Origin of the sequence: Brevibacillus formosus (assembly GCF_003013405.1) — a bacterium.
Taxonomy (GTDB): Bacteria; Bacillota; Bacilli; order Brevibacillales; family Brevibacillaceae; genus Brevibacillus; species Brevibacillus formosus.
The window spans coordinates 73,172-92,912 of the sequence record NZ_PXZL01000038.1 but is presented as its reverse complement, the minus strand read 5'-3'; the positions used below and the strand labels follow the sequence as shown (position 1 = coordinate 92,912).

Annotated in this window: 19 protein-coding genes; 12 read left to right on the top strand and 7 right to left on the bottom strand. The window is 49.6% G+C overall.

Annotation, left to right across the window (positions count from 1 at the left end; translation table 11 throughout):
- Positions 1 to 130 precede the first annotated feature (130 nt).
- A complete protein-coding gene (locus tag C7R91_RS27125; RefSeq protein ID WP_047070899.1) occupies positions 131 to 1,015 on the top strand; it encodes a LysR family transcriptional regulator in 885 nt (294 codons plus the stop codon).
- Positions 1,016 to 1,027: 12 nt separating this feature from the next.
- Here the strand turns inward: C7R91_RS27125 and C7R91_RS27120 are convergent, their stop codons facing one another.
- A complete protein-coding gene (locus C7R91_RS27120; RefSeq protein WP_047071290.1) occupies positions 1,028 to 2,410 on the bottom strand; it encodes an MFS transporter in 1,383 nt (460 codons plus the stop codon).
- 112 nt (positions 2,411 to 2,522) lie between these two features.
- Between C7R91_RS27120 and C7R91_RS27115 the strand changes: the two genes are divergently transcribed.
- The gene (locus C7R91_RS27115) at positions 2,523 to 3,407 is read left to right on the top strand and encodes a LysR family transcriptional regulator (protein WP_047070897.1); all 885 of its coding nucleotides are present in this window, start codon (positions 2,523 to 2,525) and stop codon (positions 3,405 to 3,407) included.
- Between the two features lie 55 nt (positions 3,408 to 3,462).
- Here C7R91_RS27115 and C7R91_RS27110 read toward each other — a convergent pair whose 3' ends face one another.
- The 3 genes from C7R91_RS27110 to C7R91_RS27100 are packed head-to-tail and all read right to left on the bottom strand — an operon-like array spanning position 3,463 to position 7,190.
- The gene (locus C7R91_RS27110; RefSeq protein WP_047070895.1) at positions 3,463 to 4,680 is read right to left on the bottom strand and encodes an amidohydrolase family protein; all 1,218 of its coding nucleotides are present in this window, start codon (positions 4,678 to 4,680) and stop codon (positions 3,463 to 3,465) included.
- Positions 4,681 to 4,714: 34 nt separating this feature from the next.
- Positions 4,715 to 5,938: an amidohydrolase gene (locus C7R91_RS27105; protein WP_047070893.1), complete on the bottom strand. Its 1,224-nt coding sequence runs from the start codon at positions 5,936 to 5,938 to the stop codon at positions 4,715 to 4,717.
- Positions 5,939 to 5,954: 16 nt separating this feature from the next.
- On the bottom strand, positions 5,955 to 7,190 hold the full coding sequence (locus tag C7R91_RS27100; protein ID WP_047070891.1) for an amidohydrolase: 1,236 nt from the start codon (positions 7,188 to 7,190) through the stop codon (positions 5,955 to 5,957).
- Between the two features lie 180 nt (positions 7,191 to 7,370).
- Between C7R91_RS27100 and nikC the strand changes: the two genes are divergently transcribed.
- The 10 genes from nikC to C7R91_RS27050 all read left to right on the top strand — a co-directional run bounded on the left by nikC (position 7,371) and on the right by C7R91_RS27050 (position 16,604).
- Positions 7,371 to 8,270: a nickel transporter permease gene (gene nikC, locus C7R91_RS27095; protein ID WP_047070889.1), complete on the top strand. Its 900-nt coding sequence runs from the start codon at positions 7,371 to 7,373 to the stop codon at positions 8,268 to 8,270.
- Between the two features lie 13 nt (positions 8,271 to 8,283).
- Complete coding sequence (gene nikB, locus C7R91_RS27090; protein ID WP_047070888.1) at positions 8,284 to 9,204, top strand: nickel ABC transporter permease; 921 nt, start codon at positions 8,284 to 8,286, stop codon at positions 9,202 to 9,204.
- 12 nt (positions 9,205 to 9,216) lie between these two features.
- Positions 9,217 to 10,239, top strand: coding sequence for an ABC transporter ATP-binding protein (locus C7R91_RS27085; RefSeq protein ID WP_047070886.1), 1,023 nt, complete (start codon positions 9,217 to 9,219; stop codon positions 10,237 to 10,239).
- A 2-nt stretch (positions 10,240 to 10,241) separates the two neighbouring features.
- Complete coding sequence (locus C7R91_RS27080) at positions 10,242 to 11,237, top strand: ABC transporter ATP-binding protein (protein WP_106786242.1); 996 nt, start codon at positions 10,242 to 10,244, stop codon at positions 11,235 to 11,237.
- A gap of 95 nt (positions 11,238 to 11,332) precedes the next feature.
- A complete protein-coding gene (locus C7R91_RS27075) occupies positions 11,333 to 12,121 on the top strand; it encodes a sensor histidine kinase (RefSeq protein WP_047070884.1) in 789 nt (262 codons plus the stop codon).
- A 4-nt stretch (positions 12,122 to 12,125) separates the two neighbouring features.
- Positions 12,126 to 12,830, top strand: coding sequence for a response regulator transcription factor (locus tag C7R91_RS27070; protein WP_047070882.1), 705 nt, complete (start codon positions 12,126 to 12,128; stop codon positions 12,828 to 12,830).
- The gene (locus tag C7R91_RS27065; protein ID WP_047070881.1) at positions 12,827 to 14,155 is read left to right on the top strand and encodes a sodium:solute symporter family transporter; all 1,329 of its coding nucleotides are present in this window, start codon (positions 12,827 to 12,829) and stop codon (positions 14,153 to 14,155) included. Before C7R91_RS27070 ends, C7R91_RS27065 begins: the two co-directional genes overlap by 4 nt.
- A gap of 22 nt (positions 14,156 to 14,177) precedes the next feature.
- On the top strand, positions 14,178 to 15,071 hold the full coding sequence (locus C7R91_RS27060; RefSeq protein ID WP_047070879.1) for a DMT family transporter: 894 nt from the start codon (positions 14,178 to 14,180) through the stop codon (positions 15,069 to 15,071).
- A 135-nt stretch (positions 15,072 to 15,206) separates the two neighbouring features.
- Entirely contained in the window at positions 15,207 to 15,653 is a 447-nt protein-coding gene (locus tag C7R91_RS27055; RefSeq protein ID WP_047070877.1) for a hypothetical protein, read from the top strand.
- A 72-nt stretch (positions 15,654 to 15,725) separates the two neighbouring features.
- Positions 15,726 to 16,604 (top strand): phosphotransferase family protein, encoded by an 879-nt coding sequence (locus tag C7R91_RS27050; protein ID WP_083995110.1) that lies wholly within the window; start codon positions 15,726 to 15,728, stop codon positions 16,602 to 16,604.
- On the opposite strand, the gene C7R91_RS27045 is transcribed toward C7R91_RS27050, so the two are convergent.
- The 3 genes from C7R91_RS27045 to C7R91_RS27035 are packed head-to-tail and all read right to left on the bottom strand — an operon-like array spanning position 16,601 to position 19,721.
- Positions 16,601 to 17,389 (bottom strand): carbohydrate ABC transporter permease, encoded by a 789-nt coding sequence (locus C7R91_RS27045; protein WP_236697897.1) that lies wholly within the window; start codon positions 17,387 to 17,389, stop codon positions 16,601 to 16,603. The two genes, C7R91_RS27050 and C7R91_RS27045, sit on opposite strands and share 4 nt — an antisense overlap.
- Before the next feature lie 43 nt (positions 17,390 to 17,432).
- Entirely contained in the window at positions 17,433 to 18,383 is a 951-nt protein-coding gene (locus C7R91_RS27040) for a carbohydrate ABC transporter permease (RefSeq protein ID WP_047070871.1), read from the bottom strand.
- An 18-nt stretch (positions 18,384 to 18,401) separates the two neighbouring features.
- Positions 18,402 to 19,721 (bottom strand): ABC transporter substrate-binding protein, encoded by a 1,320-nt coding sequence (locus C7R91_RS27035; protein WP_047070869.1) that lies wholly within the window; start codon positions 19,719 to 19,721, stop codon positions 18,402 to 18,404.
- Between the last annotated feature and the right edge of the window lie 20 nt (positions 19,722 to 19,741).

The window sequence follows — 19,741 nt, the reverse complement described above, 5'->3', positions numbered from 1 at the left end:
ATCACCATATCATTTCAGGATGATTATGGTTTCATGGTATCATCATTTATCTATGATGTATAATTCATTATAATCATGTTTTCCATGCGTTTATGTAATGAAAAATCCGAACGAAAAGTGGTGCTTTCGAATGGAATGGCAACAGTTCGAATATTTTCAAACCCTGGCAAGAATCCAACACGTGACACATGCTGCCGAAGCTCTTTCGATTTCCCAGTCTGCCCTTAGTCGTTCGATTGCCCGATTTGAGGATGAGATAGGCGTGCCCCTGTTTGACCGTCAGGGTCGTTCGATTCGGCTCAATAAATATGGTCATCTCTTTTTAAAGCGAGTCGAAAATATGATGAAGGAATTTCATGAAGGAAAACAAGAAATCATGGATTTACTTGATCCAGATCAGGGAGAAGTGTCTCTTGGGTTTCTCCACACGTTAAGTACCAGTCGCATCCCTGATTTACTGGCTTCTTTTCGCTCCCTCTACCCAAACATTCGTTTTCGACTCGGACAAGGCCCCTCCCATACGCTAATGAATCAGTTGCAAGGAGGAGAATTTGATCTCTGTCTACTTGCCCCTATGGATATGAAATCTCCCTTTGTATGGAAGCCGCTTTGGAATGAAGAGCTGTTTGTGATTGTCCCTAAAGACCACAAATATGCAAATCGCACCTCGATTACGTTGGAAGAGATTGCAGATGAATCATTTATTCATTTAAAAGAAGGATACTCCCTTCGGATCACCGTCGAGCAATTGTTTCAAGTAGCAGGAATTACACCTCCCATTACATTTGAAGGAGAGGAAGCAGATACCGTTGCAGGACTGGTCGCTGCTGGACTGGGAATCTCCCTTTTGCCCAATTTAAAAGGAACGGACCAGAGTAAGATCACACAAATCCCTGTCAAAAGCCCGAAGTGCCAACGGACAATTGGAATTGCCTGGGTAGAAGGGAGATATTTATCACCTGCCACTGAAAAATTCAAACAATTTGTTATGAACCATGCCTGCGATTTTGAATAGGGATGGGTGAACCTACGACTCTCCCCACTGCCTTGATTTCCGTCGCCAACTCATGAGCACCAAAGACAACGCGATTGTCGTGAGGATAATGCCAAGGACTTGCAAACCCTCGGCGCTAAACTTATCTCCCATGACAATGCTGATCAATAATGAGGAGAGAATGGTTCCCAAGTATCTGGATGTATTAAATAATCCGGATGCGACGCCGATGATTTCTTTTGGAGAGCTTTTGAACAAGGCTGCTTGCATTCCGACATTGTTTAACCCGTTGCTAATGCCGAATGCCGCTAACGCCACACACACACTGATCACATGTGAATCTTGCTTTAACGTCACGAGCCACAATGACCCAAATGTCATCAGCACAGCAGATACGACCAATGCCGGCCGAGGTCCTGATCGATCAATCCATCGTCCTGCTAGTGGAGACACAATGAGTGAGCATAAACCTAAGCTGAGCATGAGCATTCCTGTATGGAACTCGCTGACATGGCGAACCATTTGCAAGTAGGACGGAAGCCCGAAAAAAAGCGAATAAAAAAGGACGTTAACGAGCATGAATTCGATATTGACCCACGTCATCGCAGGATACTTGGCGAATGTCCGTAGAGGAATAAACGGAGAAGTTGTTTCTAACTCATGCCGTACGAAAGCCCCCAGTGTAACGAGGCCGATCCCTCCAACCATGATATGCCACCATGAGACATACCCCGATGATTTTGCTGAAAGCAATCCAACAAGCAGTGCAACCAGACCGACTGCGAAGAGCGCGATCCCTGTTGCATCAATCAACTCCATCCATTTTCGAAAGGACATGTTATGTGCAACAGATGCTGCCGATTCATCCTTTGGAATCGTCCTCCAGGCTAACAGCAAGCTCGCCACCACGAATGGAATATTAATGAGAAAGATCGCAGACCAATCCCAATAATGAAGCAATACCCCGCCAATAAAAGGTCCAATCGCTGCTGCTCCAGACAGGAATATGGACAGTACGGAAAGCGCAGTCGCTTGCTTCTCCGTAATATGAATTCTCACAATGGCCATTCCAACGGCAACCATCATGCTTGTTCCGATCGATTGGACAATTCGGAATACGATGAGCCACCCGAAGTTTGGTGATAATGGAGCCAATAAGGAAGCAACGAAAGAAACGACAAGCCCGGTAAGAAATATCTTCTTGCGGCCGAACAAATCACTTGCCTTTCCCATGACAGGTTGAGCGATCGCACTCGCAATGTAGAACGAGAAAATAATCCACGAAACAACTGTGAAATCAAGACTGTACACATTTTGCAGCCTTGCAATCGCAACAGAAATCATCGAAGAATTTAATGGGTTCAACAATATCCCTAGTCCAACGGAAATCATCAACCACCTGTTGTGAGCCCCCATTTTCAGCCCTCCTTGCAGCGTTTTGATGATATCGTACTGGAAATCAAACATTTACTCCAACGCATTTCATGTTATGATTCCATTGATTGAAAGGAATGAATGGAGGAGCTAAATGGAACTTCTTCAACTACAATACTTTCTTACCGTAGCTCGTATGGAGCATGTGACCGAAGCTGCACGAAGTCTGCATGTGACCCAATCGTCCCTAAGCAAAACGATTCAACGATTGGAGGAGGATCTGGGAGTCCCTCTATTTGATCGTACCGGGAGAAAGCTGCGTCTGAATGAGTACGGAAGCAAATTCCTCTGCCGGGTAGAAAGAGCTTTGTTTGAATTGGAACAAGGAAAACTGGAGCTTCGCGATTTGTCCAACCCGGAGCATGGCACGCTTGAATTGGCGGTGACTACTGCAAGCACTCTGCCCAATATCCTTCGAGAGTTTCGGAAAAAGCGGCCCGATATCCAATTTCATGTACAAATGCTGACCACCCAGGAAATGGTTACGCTTCTTCATAGAGGAGAGGTTGATTTTTGCTTGTCCTCCCCTCCTATACAAGACGATGACATTGAATGTCAAATCGTGTTCATTGACCCTATCCTCGTAGCTGTTCCAAGAAGACATCGACTGGCAGACCGAAGCATCGTATCTTTGACAGAGCTGAAGGATGAATCGTTTGTCGGTGTAAAGAAAGGGTACGGTACACGCGATTTCGTAGACGCTATATGCAAGTCAGCTGGATTTGCACCCACCTATGTGTATGAGGGAGATGAACCTGCAAGGCTAATCCAGCTGGTGGAAGCAGAAATTGGCATAGCCTTCATACCAAGCACGGCAAGAGATTCTCGTGAACAAATCAAGTATCTCCAAGTAGAGAATCACGAATTGGTACGGGAAATCGCATTGTTATGGCACAGGAGTCGGTACATTTCGCGAGCTGCTCAAGAATTCCGTGAGGTTGTTGTCGATTATTTTGAGGCCCTATCGAATGAAACATAAAAACAGACACGTCACATTCGCGTGTCTGTTTTTGTTAAAGATTTCATTTTCGATTTTATAAAGCCCCAGAAACGACATTCCCGCGGAACATCACAGCTTGGCGCTTCGCACGGCGTGCAACTGCTTCTGCTGCCGATGATGCATGAACGAATACGATATCCGCTTCGTCGCCAACATTCGGCCACATGCGGTTGCCCTCTTTATCCAGCGGCGTCTTCCCACCTGTAATGAAGCCTAGTGCTTGGGACAGGGAACGCTCGTCCTGCATGCGGAAGCGCTCAGCCAATCGACCAGCTTTTTCCAGGCTGTCTCCTTGTCCAAATGGCGACCAGTGATCGGTAATACTGTCGTCACCGAGAGAGACCGAAACGCCTTTCTCATGCAGCAATGGGATCGGAATCGTCCCTCTGTTCACTGGTACAGTAGAAGTGATCGAAATGCCCAAGCCAGCGAGCATTTCTGCTACTTCCCCTGCTTCCTCCAAACTGATATCAGCAAGGGAATTGGCATGGCTGATGGTAACGCGACCTTGCCACCCTGCTTCTTCGGTCATTTTAGCCAGACGCTTGAATGTAAACACCCCGAGATGATCCGGGTCATGCAAGTGAACGTCGATTGGTGCATTTGCTTCAACTGCCAGCTCAAAAATGGTAGCGAGTGATTTCTCGATGTTTTGATCCACTGTCGCCGGGTCTACACCACCAACGTAGGTCGCGCCCATTTTCAAGGCTTGTCGGATGTTCTCTACTTGGTTGCTTCTCAGGAGACCTTGCTGTGGGAAGGCCACGACCTCGCATTGCAATCTGCCGCCAAAGGTTTCCAGTGCAGCCATGGTCGCTTCCAGGTTTTTGAGTCCGATGTATGGATCGATATTACAATGGGAGCGAATATGGGTGGAGCCTGCGGATAGCAGCAAATCCAGCATTTTTTCTGCGCGCTCTTGTGCTGTTGGCAACAGATTCGGCATGAGCTGGCTCTCTTCTTCCAGTCGACCCAAGATGTTTTTTACTGGTGTCACGGCTTTCCAAGGGCCGCCATAGTACGTTTTATCGATGTGGATATGCATATCCCTAAACGACGGCAGTGCCAACAGACCGCTGGCATCCTTCGTTGGCAGCTCGGTTTGTGGAGCAGCTCCACTCACGATCTGTGCAATTCGTCCGTCTTCAATTAATAGATGCGCCACTTCAGTATCTGTAGCAACCACCTTGTCATTTTCCTTGCGGTATCCGCTCTCCAAACGGACGTTGGTTATCCAATAGGCTGTAGACATCTATCCACGACATCCTTTCTATTTAAAAGTAGTACTACCACTCACCCGCTACCCTGTTGCCTTGGAAAAGAACGACCTTGCGCTTCGCACGTCTTGCAACCGCTTCTGCTGAACATGTCGCTTCGACCGCCATCAGGCTCGCCTCATCTCCAACCAATGGCCACAGACGATTCCCGGTTTCATCGAGAGTGATCCGCCCTTCTGTCACGAAGCCGAGTGCTGCGCCTAACGATCTTTCATCCGTCAAGCGAAAGCGTTCAGCCAGTCGTCCTGCTTTTTCCAACAAGTCTCCACTGCCAAAGGGTGTCCAGTTGTCTGTCAGGCTATCGTTGCCGAGCATGACAGCAACCCCTTCTTGATGCAGCAACGGAATTGGAATGGTCGGGCGATTAATCGGAACGGTCGATGCAATGGAGATACCTAGAGAGGCGAGTCGTTGTGCCAGCTCTCTGGCTTCTTCCTGCGAAACATCGCCTAATCCCATCGCGTGACTAATCGTGACACGTCCCTGCCAGCCCGCCTCTTCCGTCAGAGCAGCCAGGCGCTTCATCGTAAACACGCCGAGATGCCCCGGATCATGCAAATGCATGTCAATGTCGGCATCTGCTTCGACTGCCAGCTCTAGCATCGTTTGCAGGGAACGCTCGATGTCGCCGTCGACTCCACCTGGATCGACGCCGCCTACATGAGTGGCGCCTTGACGCAGTGCCTCACGAACCATTTCGCCCGCCTGTGTACGCAGCATGCCATAATGCGGGAAAGCAACGATTTCGTGGGAGACACGGTCTGCATACGTCTCAAACGCACTCTTCATTCCTTCCAAAAACCCAAGACCAACCTGCGGGTCCACATGACAATGCGTTCTTACATGCGTAACCCCTGTTTCCACCAGTAGCGAGAGAATATTTTCTGCTCCTGTCTGTGCCTGCTTGAGATACATCGGCAACAGCTCTCTGTCCTCAGCGTGGCGTTCGAACAAGTTTTTTACGGGAGTTGTTGCCTTCCACGGGCCGCCGTAATACGTTTTTTCCAGATGAATGTGCTTCTCCGCCATAGACGGCAAGATCAGTAAGCCCTTCGCGTCCTTTTTAGGCAGCCCATCCTCCAAAATCTCACTGGAAGGGACAATGCGTGTGATTTTTCCATGCTCAATGAGCAAATCGCACAGCTCTGTCCGCGTTCCACTGATCACGCCTTCTTCCCACTCATACCCGATTTCCAATCGAGCGTTGACGATCCAATAAGGAGAAGATTTCACCGGCTTTTCCCCCCTCTTAAACGTTCACTTCTTCCACTTGACCAGAAGCGAGCTTGCCTTTGAAGAATACAGCGTGTCGATCTGCACGGCGCGCGATCGCTTCTGCCGAGCAGGTCGCATCCACGAGGACCAGGCTAGCGTCTTCCCCTTGTGCAGGCCACAGCTGTGTTCCGTTGGCATCCAGCGTCGTTTTGCCACCTGTGATAAAACGCAGCGATTGAGACAAAGACAGCTCGTCCAACCAACGATTGCGTTCTGCCAGTCGCCAGAGGCGCTCCAGCACATCGCCATTTCCGTAAGGCTGCCACGTGTCAAAAATGTTGTCGCAGCCGACCGCAACGTCTACGCCATTTTGGTGCAGCAGCTGCACAGGTGGAATCACGCGGCTAAATGGCACGCTGGTGATGATTGTAATGCCTGCTTCCCGCAGGATCGTCGCCATCTCTTCTGCTTCTTGAACAGGGATATCTCCGAGTGCAAACGCATGGCTGATTGCTACGCGGCCTTGCCAGCCAGCGTCTACGGTCATAGCTGCCAGTCGCTTCATCGTGTAAGCACCCAAATGTCCTGGGTCATGCAAATGCAAGTCCACACCTGCGTCTGCTTCTACTGCCAGCTCCATCATTTGGTGCAAGGATTCTTCTATATCGCCATCTACATTAGCTGGGTCTACGCCCCCTACATGAGTCGCACCTTGGCGCAATGCCTCACGCAAGAGTGCTTTTGCGTCTGTACGCAACAAGCCATGCTGCGGAAACGCCACGATCTCGTGGGTGACTCGATCCGCGTAGGTTGCTAATGCTGCTTTCACTGATTCCAAATTGGAGATTCCCACTTCCGGGTAAATGTCCACATGTGTGCGCACGTGCGTCGAGCCATAGGACAAGAGGATCTCCAACAGATTCTCCGCACGCTCTTGTGTGGTTGTCGGCAAACCTGGCAGTGTGCGCTTTTCAATTTCGCAGCGCTCAATAATATTGGACACAGGAATGACGGCCCGCCATGGTTCTCCCAGAAGCGTCTTGTCCAAATGAACATGCTTCTCTACGAAAGACGGGAGTGCCAATAAGCCTTTTGCATCCTTTTGTAAAATACCGTCTGTCAGCTTTTCTGTCGCTGGTACAATACGCACGAATTTTCCGTCTTTTACCAAAATGTGAAACAAGGATGCCTCTGTCCCCGTGACGACACCATTTTCCCGACGGTAGCCCGTCTCCAAACGAACATTGGTCAACCAATAGGTAACGCCCATCCATTATCCACCCTCTCTTTGTCTCTCTCCATTCCTTTCTCCCCCATTATCTAGGAAGCCGGAAGACTTGATTTGCACAATCTTTACGTCTATTTTCACTATTTTTACGACTTGTTCAAATTGCCTTTACTTCGTACATTTTTCTGATAACTTTGACGTAAGCAAAGGAGGGGTTACACCATGAAGGTTGAGATCGCACCAACCAATCAAGCTCTTCCGCCGAAAGCAGCGGCTGCACGCCCTAGCAAATGGCGGACTTTTTACAGGAAACTACGAAAAAACAAACTCGCCATGGTAGGCGGCTGTATCGTGATTTTTTACATCGCGATTGCCCTGTTGGCACCATTCATCGCTCCCTACGATCCATATGAAATTGACTTGGTTAACAAGTTGAAGCCACCATCTGCTGAACACTGGATGGGTACCGATGACAAAGGTCGGGATGTACTGAGCCGTCTTTTATACGGAACACAGCTCTCGATGTCCGTCGGATTTGTCGCCGTCTTTATTGGTGCATTTTTCGGAATTATTCTCGGCTTATTATCCGGTTATTACGGAGGCTGGGTAGATACGGTCATCTCCCGTATCATCGATGTCCTGCTCGCCTTCCCGGGAATCCTGCTTTCTCTGGCTATCGTAAGTGCTTTAGGGCCGAGTCTCTTTAACGTTATGATCGCCGTTGGTATTTTCTCGATTCCTGTATTTGCACGGATCGTCCGCGGCTCAACCTTGACTGTGAAAAAACTGGAGTACATTGATGCGATCCGCTCACTCGGTGCCAATGACTTCATCATTATCTTTAGACACATTTTTCCAAACATTTTGTCTCCTATTATCGTACAGGCAACGATGCGCCTCGCTACCGCGATTCTTTCCGCCGCTGGCCTTTCGTTCCTTGGACTGGGAGCACAGCCTCCTCTGCCGGAGTGGGGCGCCATGCTCAGTAACGGACGCGACTTCTTGTTTACCGCTCCACATCTGGCCATGTTCCCTGGTTTTGCTATTGCAACTCTTGTTCTCGGCTTCAACATCTTTGGGGACGGCCTCAGGGACGCTCTCGATCCACGAATGAAACAATAGGAGGGAATGCTACATGTTTGTTTACATTACCCGTCGCCTGCTGCAGATGATTCCCGTCCTGCTCGGTGTCATTCTGGTCGTCTTTTTAATCATGCAAATGGTTCCTGGCGACCCGGCTGTATTGCTTGCTGGTGAAGGCGCTTCTGAAGAAACGATTGCGAAAATGCGTACACAGCTCGGCTTAGATCAGCCAATCATGGTTCAATACGTGCAATATGTCGCCAACGTGTTCCAAGGCGATCTTGGCACATCACTTCGCTCCAATCTTCCGGTGTGGGATGAGATCATGGCGCGCTTGCCCGCTACTATCGAGCTCGCCGTTGCCAGTATTTTTGTAACGGTTGTCCTCGGGATGATCGCAGGGATCATATCTGCTACCAAGCAATACTCTGCTGCTGATATTACGATCATGGTCATTGCCTTGCTCGGTGTATCCTTGCCAAGCTTTTGGCTCGGCTTGAGCTTGATCTACACGTTCTCCGTCAAGCTGCAACTCTTCCCGGTCGCAGGCTGGGGCACCTGGAAGCACATGATTTTGCCAGCGATCACACTCGGTACCGCTGGGGCCGCCATCGTTGCTCGTATGACTCGCTCCAGCATGCTCGACGTCGTGCGTCAAGACTACATCCGCACAGCGAAAGCAAAAGGCTTGCGTGAAACAGTCATCATTTACAAGCATGCTTTAAAAAACGCGTTGATCCCGATTATTACCGTCGTTGGCTTGCAATTCGGTTTCCTTTTGGGTGGTACGGTTCTCGTAGAATCTGTCTTTGCCATCAACGGCTTGGGCCGTCTGATCGTCGATGCGATCCGCATGCGTGATTTGCCTGTCGTACAAGGCGGCGTCCTGATCGCTTCCATTATCTTCGTGTTCGTGAACCTGCTCGTCGATGTATTGTATCGCTACTTTAATAAACGAATTGATCTGAATTAAGGAGGGATCACCATGCCGGAGCAACAAGATATCATCCTGGACGTTCGCAATCTGCAAACGCATTTTTTCACAGAAGATGGCGTCAGTAAAGCAGTGGACGGCGTTGATTTCTCTCTAAATAGAGGAGAGACACTCGGGCTGGTAGGAGAATCGGGCTGTGGAAAAAGTATCACTTCCCTCTCGATCCTCCGTTTGATTGCCAGTCCTCCGGGAAAAATTGTAGGAGGAGAAATCCTTTTCAAAGGGCAAGACCTGACGAAAAAATCGGAAGCAGACATGCGCGCGATCCGTGGCAACGAGATTTCGATGATTTTCCAAGAGCCAATGACCTCGCTTAATCCGGTGTATTCGGTGGGGGAGCAAATTGCAGAGGTATTGCGCCTCCACCAAAACATGGGACGTAAGGAAGCATGGGACAAGGCTGTAGACATGCTGCGTCTGGTCGGTATTCCTTCCCCGGAAAAACGCGCGACTCAAGAGCCGCATGAATTGTCTGGGGGTATGCGTCAACGCGTTATGATCGCGATGGCTCTCGCCTGCCGCCCGGAAATTTTGATCGCGGATGAACCGACGACAGCTTTGGACGTTACCATTCAGGCTCAAATTCTCGAGCTGATGAAAAAGCTGCAAGTTGAAATGGGCATGAGCATTATCATGATTACTCACGATCTTGGCGTCGTTGCTGAAACATGCGATCGCGTTGCGGTTATGTACGCGGGAAAAGTCGTAGAGTACACGACTGCACAAAACCTGTTCGCGAATCCACGCCATCCCTATACAGTAGGGCTGATGAACTCCCTCCCCCGTCTGGATGAGGATGTAGAAGAGCTGCAAGCGATTAAAGGGAACGTTCCAAGTCCGTTCAGCATGCCAGTTGGATGCCGCTTCGCTCCACGCTGCCCGCATGCAACAGAGCTGTGCAATACGAAGCTTCCTGAACTCTTGGAGTATGCAGACGGAAGCAAAGTACGCTGCTGGATGTATACGTCTGAGTGGGACGGCGACACCAAGACTGCTACGGAAGTGGGGGTATGACCATGATGACAACACAAACGAATCCAACGAAAAAACCACTGCTCGAGGTAAAAAATCTCAAGCAGCACTTCCCGATCAAAGGCGGCATTTTAGGCCGTACCGTCAATCATGTAAAAGCCGTGGATGACATCAGCTTTACGATCCATGAAGGAGAAACACTGAGTATTGTAGGTGAATCCGGTTGCGGCAAATCCACTACCGGTCGTGCCATCCTCCGTCTGGATGAACCGACGGGCGGAACGGTACTATTCGAGGGACAAGATCTGCTGGCGATGTCCAAGAAGCAAATGCGCGACATGCGCAAGCATTTGCAGGTCATTTTCCAGGACCCATTCGCTTCGCTCAACCCGCGCCAATCTGTATCCGCTATTCTCGGGGAAGCGTTGGCGATCCAAAATATCGTACCTGCCCATCAACGCCGCGAGCGCATTATCGAGTTGCTCGGCTATGTAGGCTTGCGTCCGGATCAAATTGACCGTTTCCCGCATGAATTCAGCGGCGGACAACGCCAACGGATCGGGATTGCCCGTGCCCTCGCGATGCAACCGAAGCTGATCATTTGTGACGAGGCTGTATCGGCACTCGACGTATCCATTCAGGCTCAAGTGCTGAATCTCCTGAAATCGTTGCAAAAGCAATTCAAACTGACGTATTTGTTTATCTCCCATGACCTCGGCGTCGTTCGTCACATCTCGGATCGCGTCATGGTGATGTACCTCGGTAAAGTGGTAGAGATCGCGGATAAAAAGTCGCTGTTCGACAACCCGCAGCATCCTTACACACAGGCACTCTTGTCTGCGATCCCGGTGCCGGACATCAACAAAAAGCAGGAGCGGATCATTCTGCGCGGAGATGTACCTTCTCCCATCAATCCTCCACAGGGCTGCCGCTTCCATACGCGTTGCCCGTATGCGATTGATCGCTGCAAAACAGAAGTACCAGGACTCACGAGCCTGCACGACACACACCAAGTCGCCTGCCACCTTGCCCAAGTCTGATCATAGAGAGATTAAAATTTTCTAAAAACGCAAGAGATCACGAAGCAGCATGATATGATGGTAACTGCAAAATCTATCCATACAGAAGGGATCTCATGATAAGCTTTGAAGGTTTCACATTGCTCATTCTGCTGTTTATTTTGGCTCCTATCATAGGAGCTATTGCTTTATTGTTTCTGTTCATTTTTGAGAAGCGGATTGATCTGTTAGAAAACAAGAATCTGAAGATCGAGCTGGAAAAAGAGTTGCAGCAAGCTCTCTACAATCAATTGAATCAACAAATCCAGCCTCACTTCTTGTTTAATACGCTAAATGTCATTCTGAGTCTGGCGCGATTGAACCGAACGAAGGAACTGGTGAGAGCGCTCGAAGTCCTCTCCCAGTTTCTCAAATTCAAATACAAATCCACAGAGCCATTGATTTCATTGGCGCGGGAGATTACGTACACGGAGCAATATTTGGAGATTCAAAAGCTGCGTTTCGGCGATCGGCTTCGGATTCAGCTAGATTGTGCAGAAGATCTCTTGCAAGCATCCATACCGCCATTCGTCTTGCAGACGCTTGTGGAAAACGCATTTAAGCATGGATTGGAACGAAAAATGGGCGAAGCTATCCTAGACATCCGCATAAGCCGAAAAGATGACGATGTCCTGCTTACGGTCATCGACAACGGTTCTTCCGGACTCACAGCATTCCAGAATGAAAGTGAGATCGAAACTGAACAGCCACATGAGAAGAGCGGTCACGGGTTGGACAATATCCGCAGGCGGCTCCACCTTTGTTTTGGTGATCATGCACAACTGGAGCTTGCTCCGATATCCGAGGGAGGAACTCTTGTATCTGTCAAGTGGCCCTGTACGTATGAACAAATCGATCTGAGGTGAGAAGATGAACGTACTACTCGTGGATGACGAACCGTTGGAGCTGGATCAACTCGAGTATTTGATTCAGCCCATGTTCCCCTTGTGGAAATTCTACAAGGCCGCAGATGGCAGCAAGGCCATGGCGATCAGCCAGAAGGTTCCTCTTCATCTCGCCTTTCTGGACATTAATCTTCCGGGGAAATCCGGGCTGGTGCTTGGCGAAGAGCTGAGAGCCCAGCACAAAGACATCGAGCTCATCATTGTAACGGCTTATCAGGATTTTCAATATGCCAAGCAATCGATCCGCCTCGGTGTCGTGGATTACATCACGAAGCCCGTCATTGAGAGCGAGCTGGTCGACATTCTGAAAAAATATCAGAAGAGCCCTGCCCTATCCGCTTACACCCGAATTATTTCCGATGCGATGAACATCATCCATCAAAAATTCGCGGAGAAGCTCAATTTGGCTGATCTGGCCGCAGAGGTCCATATCAATCCTACCTATTTGAGCCGCCGTTTTCATGAAGAAGTAGGCGTCTCATTCTCTGAGTATTTAATGCAGTACCGCATTCAAATGTCGAAGAAGTTCCTGATCGCTCATCCTGATTGGAGCATATCGACGGTTGCCGAGCGGACTGGCTTCAACAGCCAACACTATTTCAGCACCATTTTTCGCAAGGTAGTGGGGAAAACCCCGAAAGAATACCGGGACAAGGGGAATGCCTCTTGACCTACTTATCGTTTCGCGAATACGTGGTCGGTGCAGCAAAGATCGGCATTGGGCTTGGGGTCGTCTCGATCCTCGCCCGCTGGGTAACCGGAAACACGATATTCGGTTCACCGGAAGCACTCGTCAAATACGGGATATTTGGCGGGATCGGCTTCGCTTTGATGGGAGCATTTGCCCTTAGTATGTTTGGGCTGCTTGGGCGCAAGGTCCGGCGTGAGTTATCAGAAGGGATGACCATCGGGGATTACATGCGGGACAAGCTGCATCCGTTTGGTTACTGGCTGATGATCATCATCCTTTTGATTACGACGATTGAAGCGATGTTCGTCCAGGGAATGGCTGGGGGCGTATTGCTGAACATCTTGTTTGGCTTACCGATCCCTCTTGGCTTGCTCTGTTTTTTTGGATTTTGTGTGTTATTTGCAGGCATCGGGGGAATCCGCTCGATCCATCGTTTTGCCATCGTGCAAATTGTCATTACGTTTGCGGCCATCATCCTGATTCCCGTCTACTTTTTCGTCGGAAAAGGTGTCGAGCACGTCTATAACGGACTGCGTCTTTACCATCCTTACCTTCTGGTGCTCAACAACAACGAGGGTCTTTTTTTTATCATAACCGGGCTGTTGATTGGGTTTGGCCAAGTGTTTGTCGATCAGGCATCGTGGCAGCGGCTCTATATGATGGAAGAGAAAAAGATCGTCCCTACCTTTCTGGTGTCCGGGCTCATTTTTGCCACCGTACCACTGGCGTTTTCCTCGCTGATCATCATCGTCCTTTTTACGGGCGGATTTGATGATATCTACTCGCTGTTGTTTGATCTCGTACGCAAGATTGACACGATGATCTTGCTTGTATTATTTGTCCTCTGTGCCTTTGGTGCGATCATGTCCGCTTTTGGTGCAGGTCTTCATTCCATGATCAGTCTGATGGTCAACAACGTCTATCAGCTGTTCCGCCCAGACGCTTCGGAACGGCAAAAAATCCGTTTGGGCTACAGCCTTGCCATTGCCATCGGTGCGCTTTCATATGGTCTGACGATCTACTTCCAGCCGACCTTGCTGGATTTGCTGTTCTTCTTTGGCATTATGTATGCCTCGCTGTTTTTGCCTGTCGTCGTCATCGTGTTGACAAAGGGAAAAGCACCTACATTCATTTTGATCAGCGCAGTAATGGGATTCGTCGCAGGCTACAGCAGCCGGATGTACGTCGATCCGATGATGGCAATCTGGATTGCCTCCTTATGTACAGCTCTGGTCTTAACCGCCTACTTGTGCATGACCTGGCTATGGAAACGGTACATCCGAACGCCGGATCACACTCGCTGACCCACAGGAAGGAACGAATCCTATGCTACGCTCCTACTTGCTGCTCATTTTTTGCGTAACCGCTTGGGGCAGCAATTTCGTCTTCGGGAAAATGCTCGTCGCCGAGTTTTCTCCGCTCTTTTTGTCGGCTATGCGTCTCTTGTTTATCGTGTTGTTTCTGCTCATTTGGTCCAGAGGGCGGCTGAAAATGCAAAAGCTCTCTCGAACGGACTGGCTCTTGCTCGCGGTACTGGGAGTTGTCGGCGTATTCATCAACCAGTGGTCCTTCTACAAAGGGCTCGTTACAGCGGATCCGACAACCTCCGCCCTGATCCTGGCATTGACGCCGATTACAACTGCTCTCTTGGCTGCCTTGTTCTTGAAAGAGTCGTTGACCGGTCGCATGGCAATCGGTTCGGTGATCGGTACATCAGGTGTCATATTCGTCATTTATACAGGGGCAGAGCTGCATTTTGATGTCGGTATCCTCTGGATTGTATTGACGATGCTGACGTTCGCTACCTCGATCATCCTCGTCAGGTTGTTGGGACATCGACTCCCTCCACTCGTGACGACGCTCGTATCCAATTTGATCGGCTTCGGGTCGATGCTGCCTTTTGTCCTGATCAGCATCCCTACGGCCACGGTAAGCACCAGCCTTTCATCCTGGCTTCTCTTGTTTGTCACCGCTGTCGTCATGCACGGCATTGTGACCTTAATCTGGAACAGCCAGCTACAGAAGGTAGGCGCTGCCAAAGCGGCGATGTTTGCCAATCTGGAACCGTTTATTGCCATGCTTTTCGGCTTGTTATTGCTGGCAAAGCCTGTAACAGCCGTACAGTTTTTCGGTGCGATTCTCATTATCGCGGGCGTGACCTTGACCACAACCTCCAAGGAGCCGCGTGAAAAGAAGAAGCTCTCCTCGTTTTCATCCTGAGTAAAGCAGTTCGCCGCATTTTTCATAGTAAAACAGTCGGAATTGTAGTTGAGAAGTACAATTTCATTGTTTTATACTAGGAGAAAGGCTGGCGATGTCTGTGCCGTTACATCGTGACAAGAGGAGGGACAGTCCATGTCTACCGTAAAACTATCCCAGTGGGAAACGATGCTCTTAGAGGCAGCCCGTGCCCATGGATTCGTCGATGAAGAAATCATCCACAAGCTGAGAAAGGGTGACCCTGCGCCTTTTTCGGACGTGGAGGGCGGCAAGTACGATTACACCCATCTATTTGAACTGTCCAAAAATGATCCCTCTACGCTGGAAGCTGCGATTCGCGAAGGGTACCAGATCAAGTTCACCACTTTTAACGGGATCAAGTTTTTGCTGAACAAACGTTACAACATCCAAGCGGAGCGCGACTACCAAGTCGAGGAAACAGCGCTGCACCACGTTCGCTTACGTGACGATGCATTGGCGTGGATGCGCAGGACAATCTCCCATAACTGGCGAATTGTTGAACTAGAAAAGCTCGCAGACACCAAAGAAACGCTCGTCAGATTTGAACTGGCAGCATCGTAAATACGAAAGAGCACCTTCCTTAGGGGAGAGTGCTCTTTTTTCGAAACGCGAGGTATTGGAAGGAGAATCATGATGACAACGCAAGCGTATATCCAACACATTCAAGCAATATATCCAGAGTTGACCATCACTTCCGCCTACTTTAACGAGATGGGCCAAAACAATGATGTGCTCATCGTCAATGACGCGTACGTGTTTCGCTTCCCGAAATATACCGCCGGGATCGAGCAACTGAAGGTCGAAACGAACATTTTACGCACGGTAAAACCATATCTCTCCCTGCCGATTCCGGCTCCGGTCTATTTGTCCTTTGCCGAGGAAACACCTGGGCGGGTGTTTGCCGGATATCCGCTACTCGAAGGTGAGCCTTTTACCCGAGAAGCTTTTCGAGCAGCCTCTCGTCAAAACGCGGTACCGACTGTCGCTACCCAGCTGGCACAATTTCTTCATGAACTGCACCAGCTCCCCGTCTCCTCCTTGCTCCCGGAGCTTATCCCTGGGGATTTTGACATGGCCAAGCAGTTGACTGAGCTGTATGGACAGATTGTTTCGAAGTTGTTCCCAGCCATGCGTGAGCAAGCGAAAAAGGATGTGGCAGAACGCTTTGAAGCATACCTGGCAGACCCTGCTCACTTTGATTTTCAGCCTTGCTTGACTCATGGAGATTTCGGCATCGGGAATATCTTGTACTCTCCGGCAAAACAACGCATCACAGGCATCATCGACTTTGGCGGCTCTGGTGTAGGCGATCCTGCTTACGACCTCGCGGGACTCTGCGCGAGCTACGGGGAACCGTTTTTGCAGCATTTCACTCCGGTGTACCCCCAGCTTGAGCAGGTGATGACAAGGATGAGATTTTACCGCAGCACATTTGCCTTGGAGGAAGCGTTGTTTGGTCTGGAAAACGACGATGAGACAGCGTACCATGCTGGCATGCGGGACTACCTCTAGCCTTTTACGGCACCTTGTGTGAGCCCTTCCACCAAATACTTTTGGCAAAAGGCAAACAACAGCATCGTCGGGATGACTGACAGCACCGTAGCTGCCGACATCGCTCCCCATTCGATATCGTACTTTTTGATGAAGGCATTCATCGCGACGGGAATCGTTTTGACCGACTCTTCATCAATGAACAGGACCGCCATAATCAGCTCGTTCCAGCATTGGACAAAGGCGAAAATAAACGTGGCCGCAATTCCGGGGAGCATGATCGGCACGATGACGCGAAACAGGGCGCTCAATCGGGAGCAGCCGTCCATCATCGCTGCTTCCTCCAAGGCGTTGGGTATCCGTTGGAAAAAGCCGGACATGATGACCGTACAAAATGGAATCAGCATGACCGTGTAGATGAGCATCAACGAAAACAGGCTGTTTAAGATGTGCATCTTGGACATCATCATGTACAACGGCGCCATGCCAATGAACATCGGGATCATTTGGGTGACGAGAAATCCGAACATCACCTGCCGCTTTCCTTTGAACGAAAAGCGGGCCAGCACATAACCGCCGAGCATCGCAATGAACACGACCATAGCCGAAGCGACCAAGGAAACGAGAAAGCTGTTCCAGATATACACCTGAAAGTGGGATATCTGAAAGATCCCCAAGTAGTTGATCCACGTCACCTGTTCCGGCCAATATTGAATCGGGAGCGAAAAGATTTCCTTTTGACCTTTGAGCGACGTAATGATAATCCAATACAGCGGGAAAATCGCGAACGCAAGAAACAAGGTCAAGACAATGCTCTGCCAGTCCTCCACCCTAGATGTTCACGGTGCATCAGAAGTCCCCTCCCTTCTCTACTTTGGTCGCTTTCACGTAAAAGATCGTGAACAACATCAAGATCAATACGATGATGACACCCACTGCCGACGCTTGCCCGTAGTCTTGTCCAAAGATGACCTTATCGATCATGTAGGTAGCGAATATATGCGTGGAACCGGCTGGTGCACCATTCGTCATCGCGTAAATAATGTCCGGGAAGTTTAGAATCCAAATGACCCGCAACAGAATCGTTACCAGCATCGTAGGCATGATATACGGCAGTGTCACCCTCCAAAACTGTTGAATCCGCCCCGCTCCATCCATCGCCGCCGCTTCGTACAGCTCCTCTGGGATCGATTGCAGAGCTGCCAGAATCATGATGGCAAAAAACGCGACGCCATACCAAATATTCGCGATAATAACGGCAGCCATCGCCCAAGCTCCATCTGCCAAAAAGGAGATCGGCGCTTCGATCAGACCCGTTTTCAAGAGCAAATCGTTAATGACGCCAAACTGGGCATTAAACATCCACCGCCAAATAAGCCCAATCAAAAAGCCGGACATCGCCCACGGAAAAAAGATAAATGCCTGGTAAATCCCTCTCCCGCGAAATTTTTTACGCATCAAGAGGGCCAGCATAAAGCCAAACAGCAATTGAAAGACAAGGGAGAAAAACACCCAGTAAAAGCTGTTCATGGCAACACGCGGGAAGTCTGGGCTTGTCAGTACGATTACAAAGTTGTCCAGCCCGATGAACTGAATATTCATCAAGTCAAAGAGCGTGTAGTTCTGAAAAGACATGATGATTCCACGCACGAGTGGATAATACGTAAAGACCGAAACAAACAAAATGGCGGGCAATAGGCACAAAAATATAAAGCGACCTTCTTTGGAGATTCGGAACGATTTCTTCCCTTCCGGCACAACCTGCTTCGTCATTGTGACGATGGGTTTTTGCGTGTCCAAGCTACCATCCCCCCACGTCTACTTTCGCTCGGCTTTTTCTTTTGTCCAGTATTGATCCCATTTTTTCAACAGGTCCTCTGCGGTGAACTGATCGAGCAAAAAGCTCTGAATATCTTTATCCGCTGTGCTTTGCCAAGCTCCCCAGCCTTTGTAGTCCACAGGACGTGAAACATCGAGGAACTTTGTCGGCTGCTGACTCATCTCAATAAACGGCTGGAAGTAACCCGTCTTGTAAAATTCATCTTCTGCCGCGCTCTTCACGACAGGAATCGTGGAAGTCTTTTTCGCAAAATGAGTGCTTTGTTCAGGCTCAGATAGGAATTCAATCAGCTTCCACGCCTCTTCCTTGTGCTTTGAGTACGACGTCATTCCCCAGCCCGGCCCACCGACTACTTGCTGGGCCACACCTGAAGGACCAATCGGAATCGGAGCGGTCGCCCACGTCCCTTCCTGCATCTTCTCCTTCGCCCCGTCAATGACATCAGGGTCTTGAATTAACATGGCAGTTGAACCCGCTACAAAGCCCTGTACCATCTCCTGAAAGCCCCAGCTCACCGAATCTTTTGGAGAGGCTTCTTTGTAAAGCTGTTTGTAATATTGCATTGCTTCCAATGATTGCGGCGTGGAGAAGATCGTGCGTCCATCCTTCATGAAAAAGGCAGAGTCAGGGTCGACCTCTGTCCCGTTGTAGGCCCACATGGTGATCATCGCGTAATCCCACCCGGTCGCACCTCCCCGAAAGCTGTAACCGTAGCGGTTTTTGGCTGGGTCCGTCAGCTTTTTGGCTGCGACCAAGAGCTCATCCCACGTCTTCGGCACCTCGATCCCCGCTTCATTAAACCAATCCGTCCGATAATACAAGACGCGCTGGTAGAGTCCATTCGGAATGTAGTAAGGAGTTTTGTCCACCCAAGTGGCTCGACGTTTGGCGACGTCAGTCAGCTGATCGTAATTTTGCCATTTGTCTGTGTAGGGCTTCAAATTTTCAATAAAGCCGTTCATCGAAAACTGCTTGGCATTGAATTCGCGTACCTCTAGTACGTCCAGCTCTTCTTTTGCCATCAGCATCTGTGTGATCTTCTGATCCGCTCCTTCAAATGGAGGTGAAATCAGATCGACTTTGATCCCCGGATTCTTCGCTTCAAACTGGGCTAGCATTTCTTTTAACAGCGCAGTTCGTTGTGGGCTGGTAATGCTCTCGACCATTTTTAGCGTGACGCCATTCGCACCTGACGACGCTGCTGAGTCAGGAGTGGCCGCCGGCTGACTACAGCCTACAAGCAATGCTGTTGCCATCGTTAATTGGAGCGCCACAGAAATCCAGGAACGAAATCCCATACACGAACCCCCTCATGATC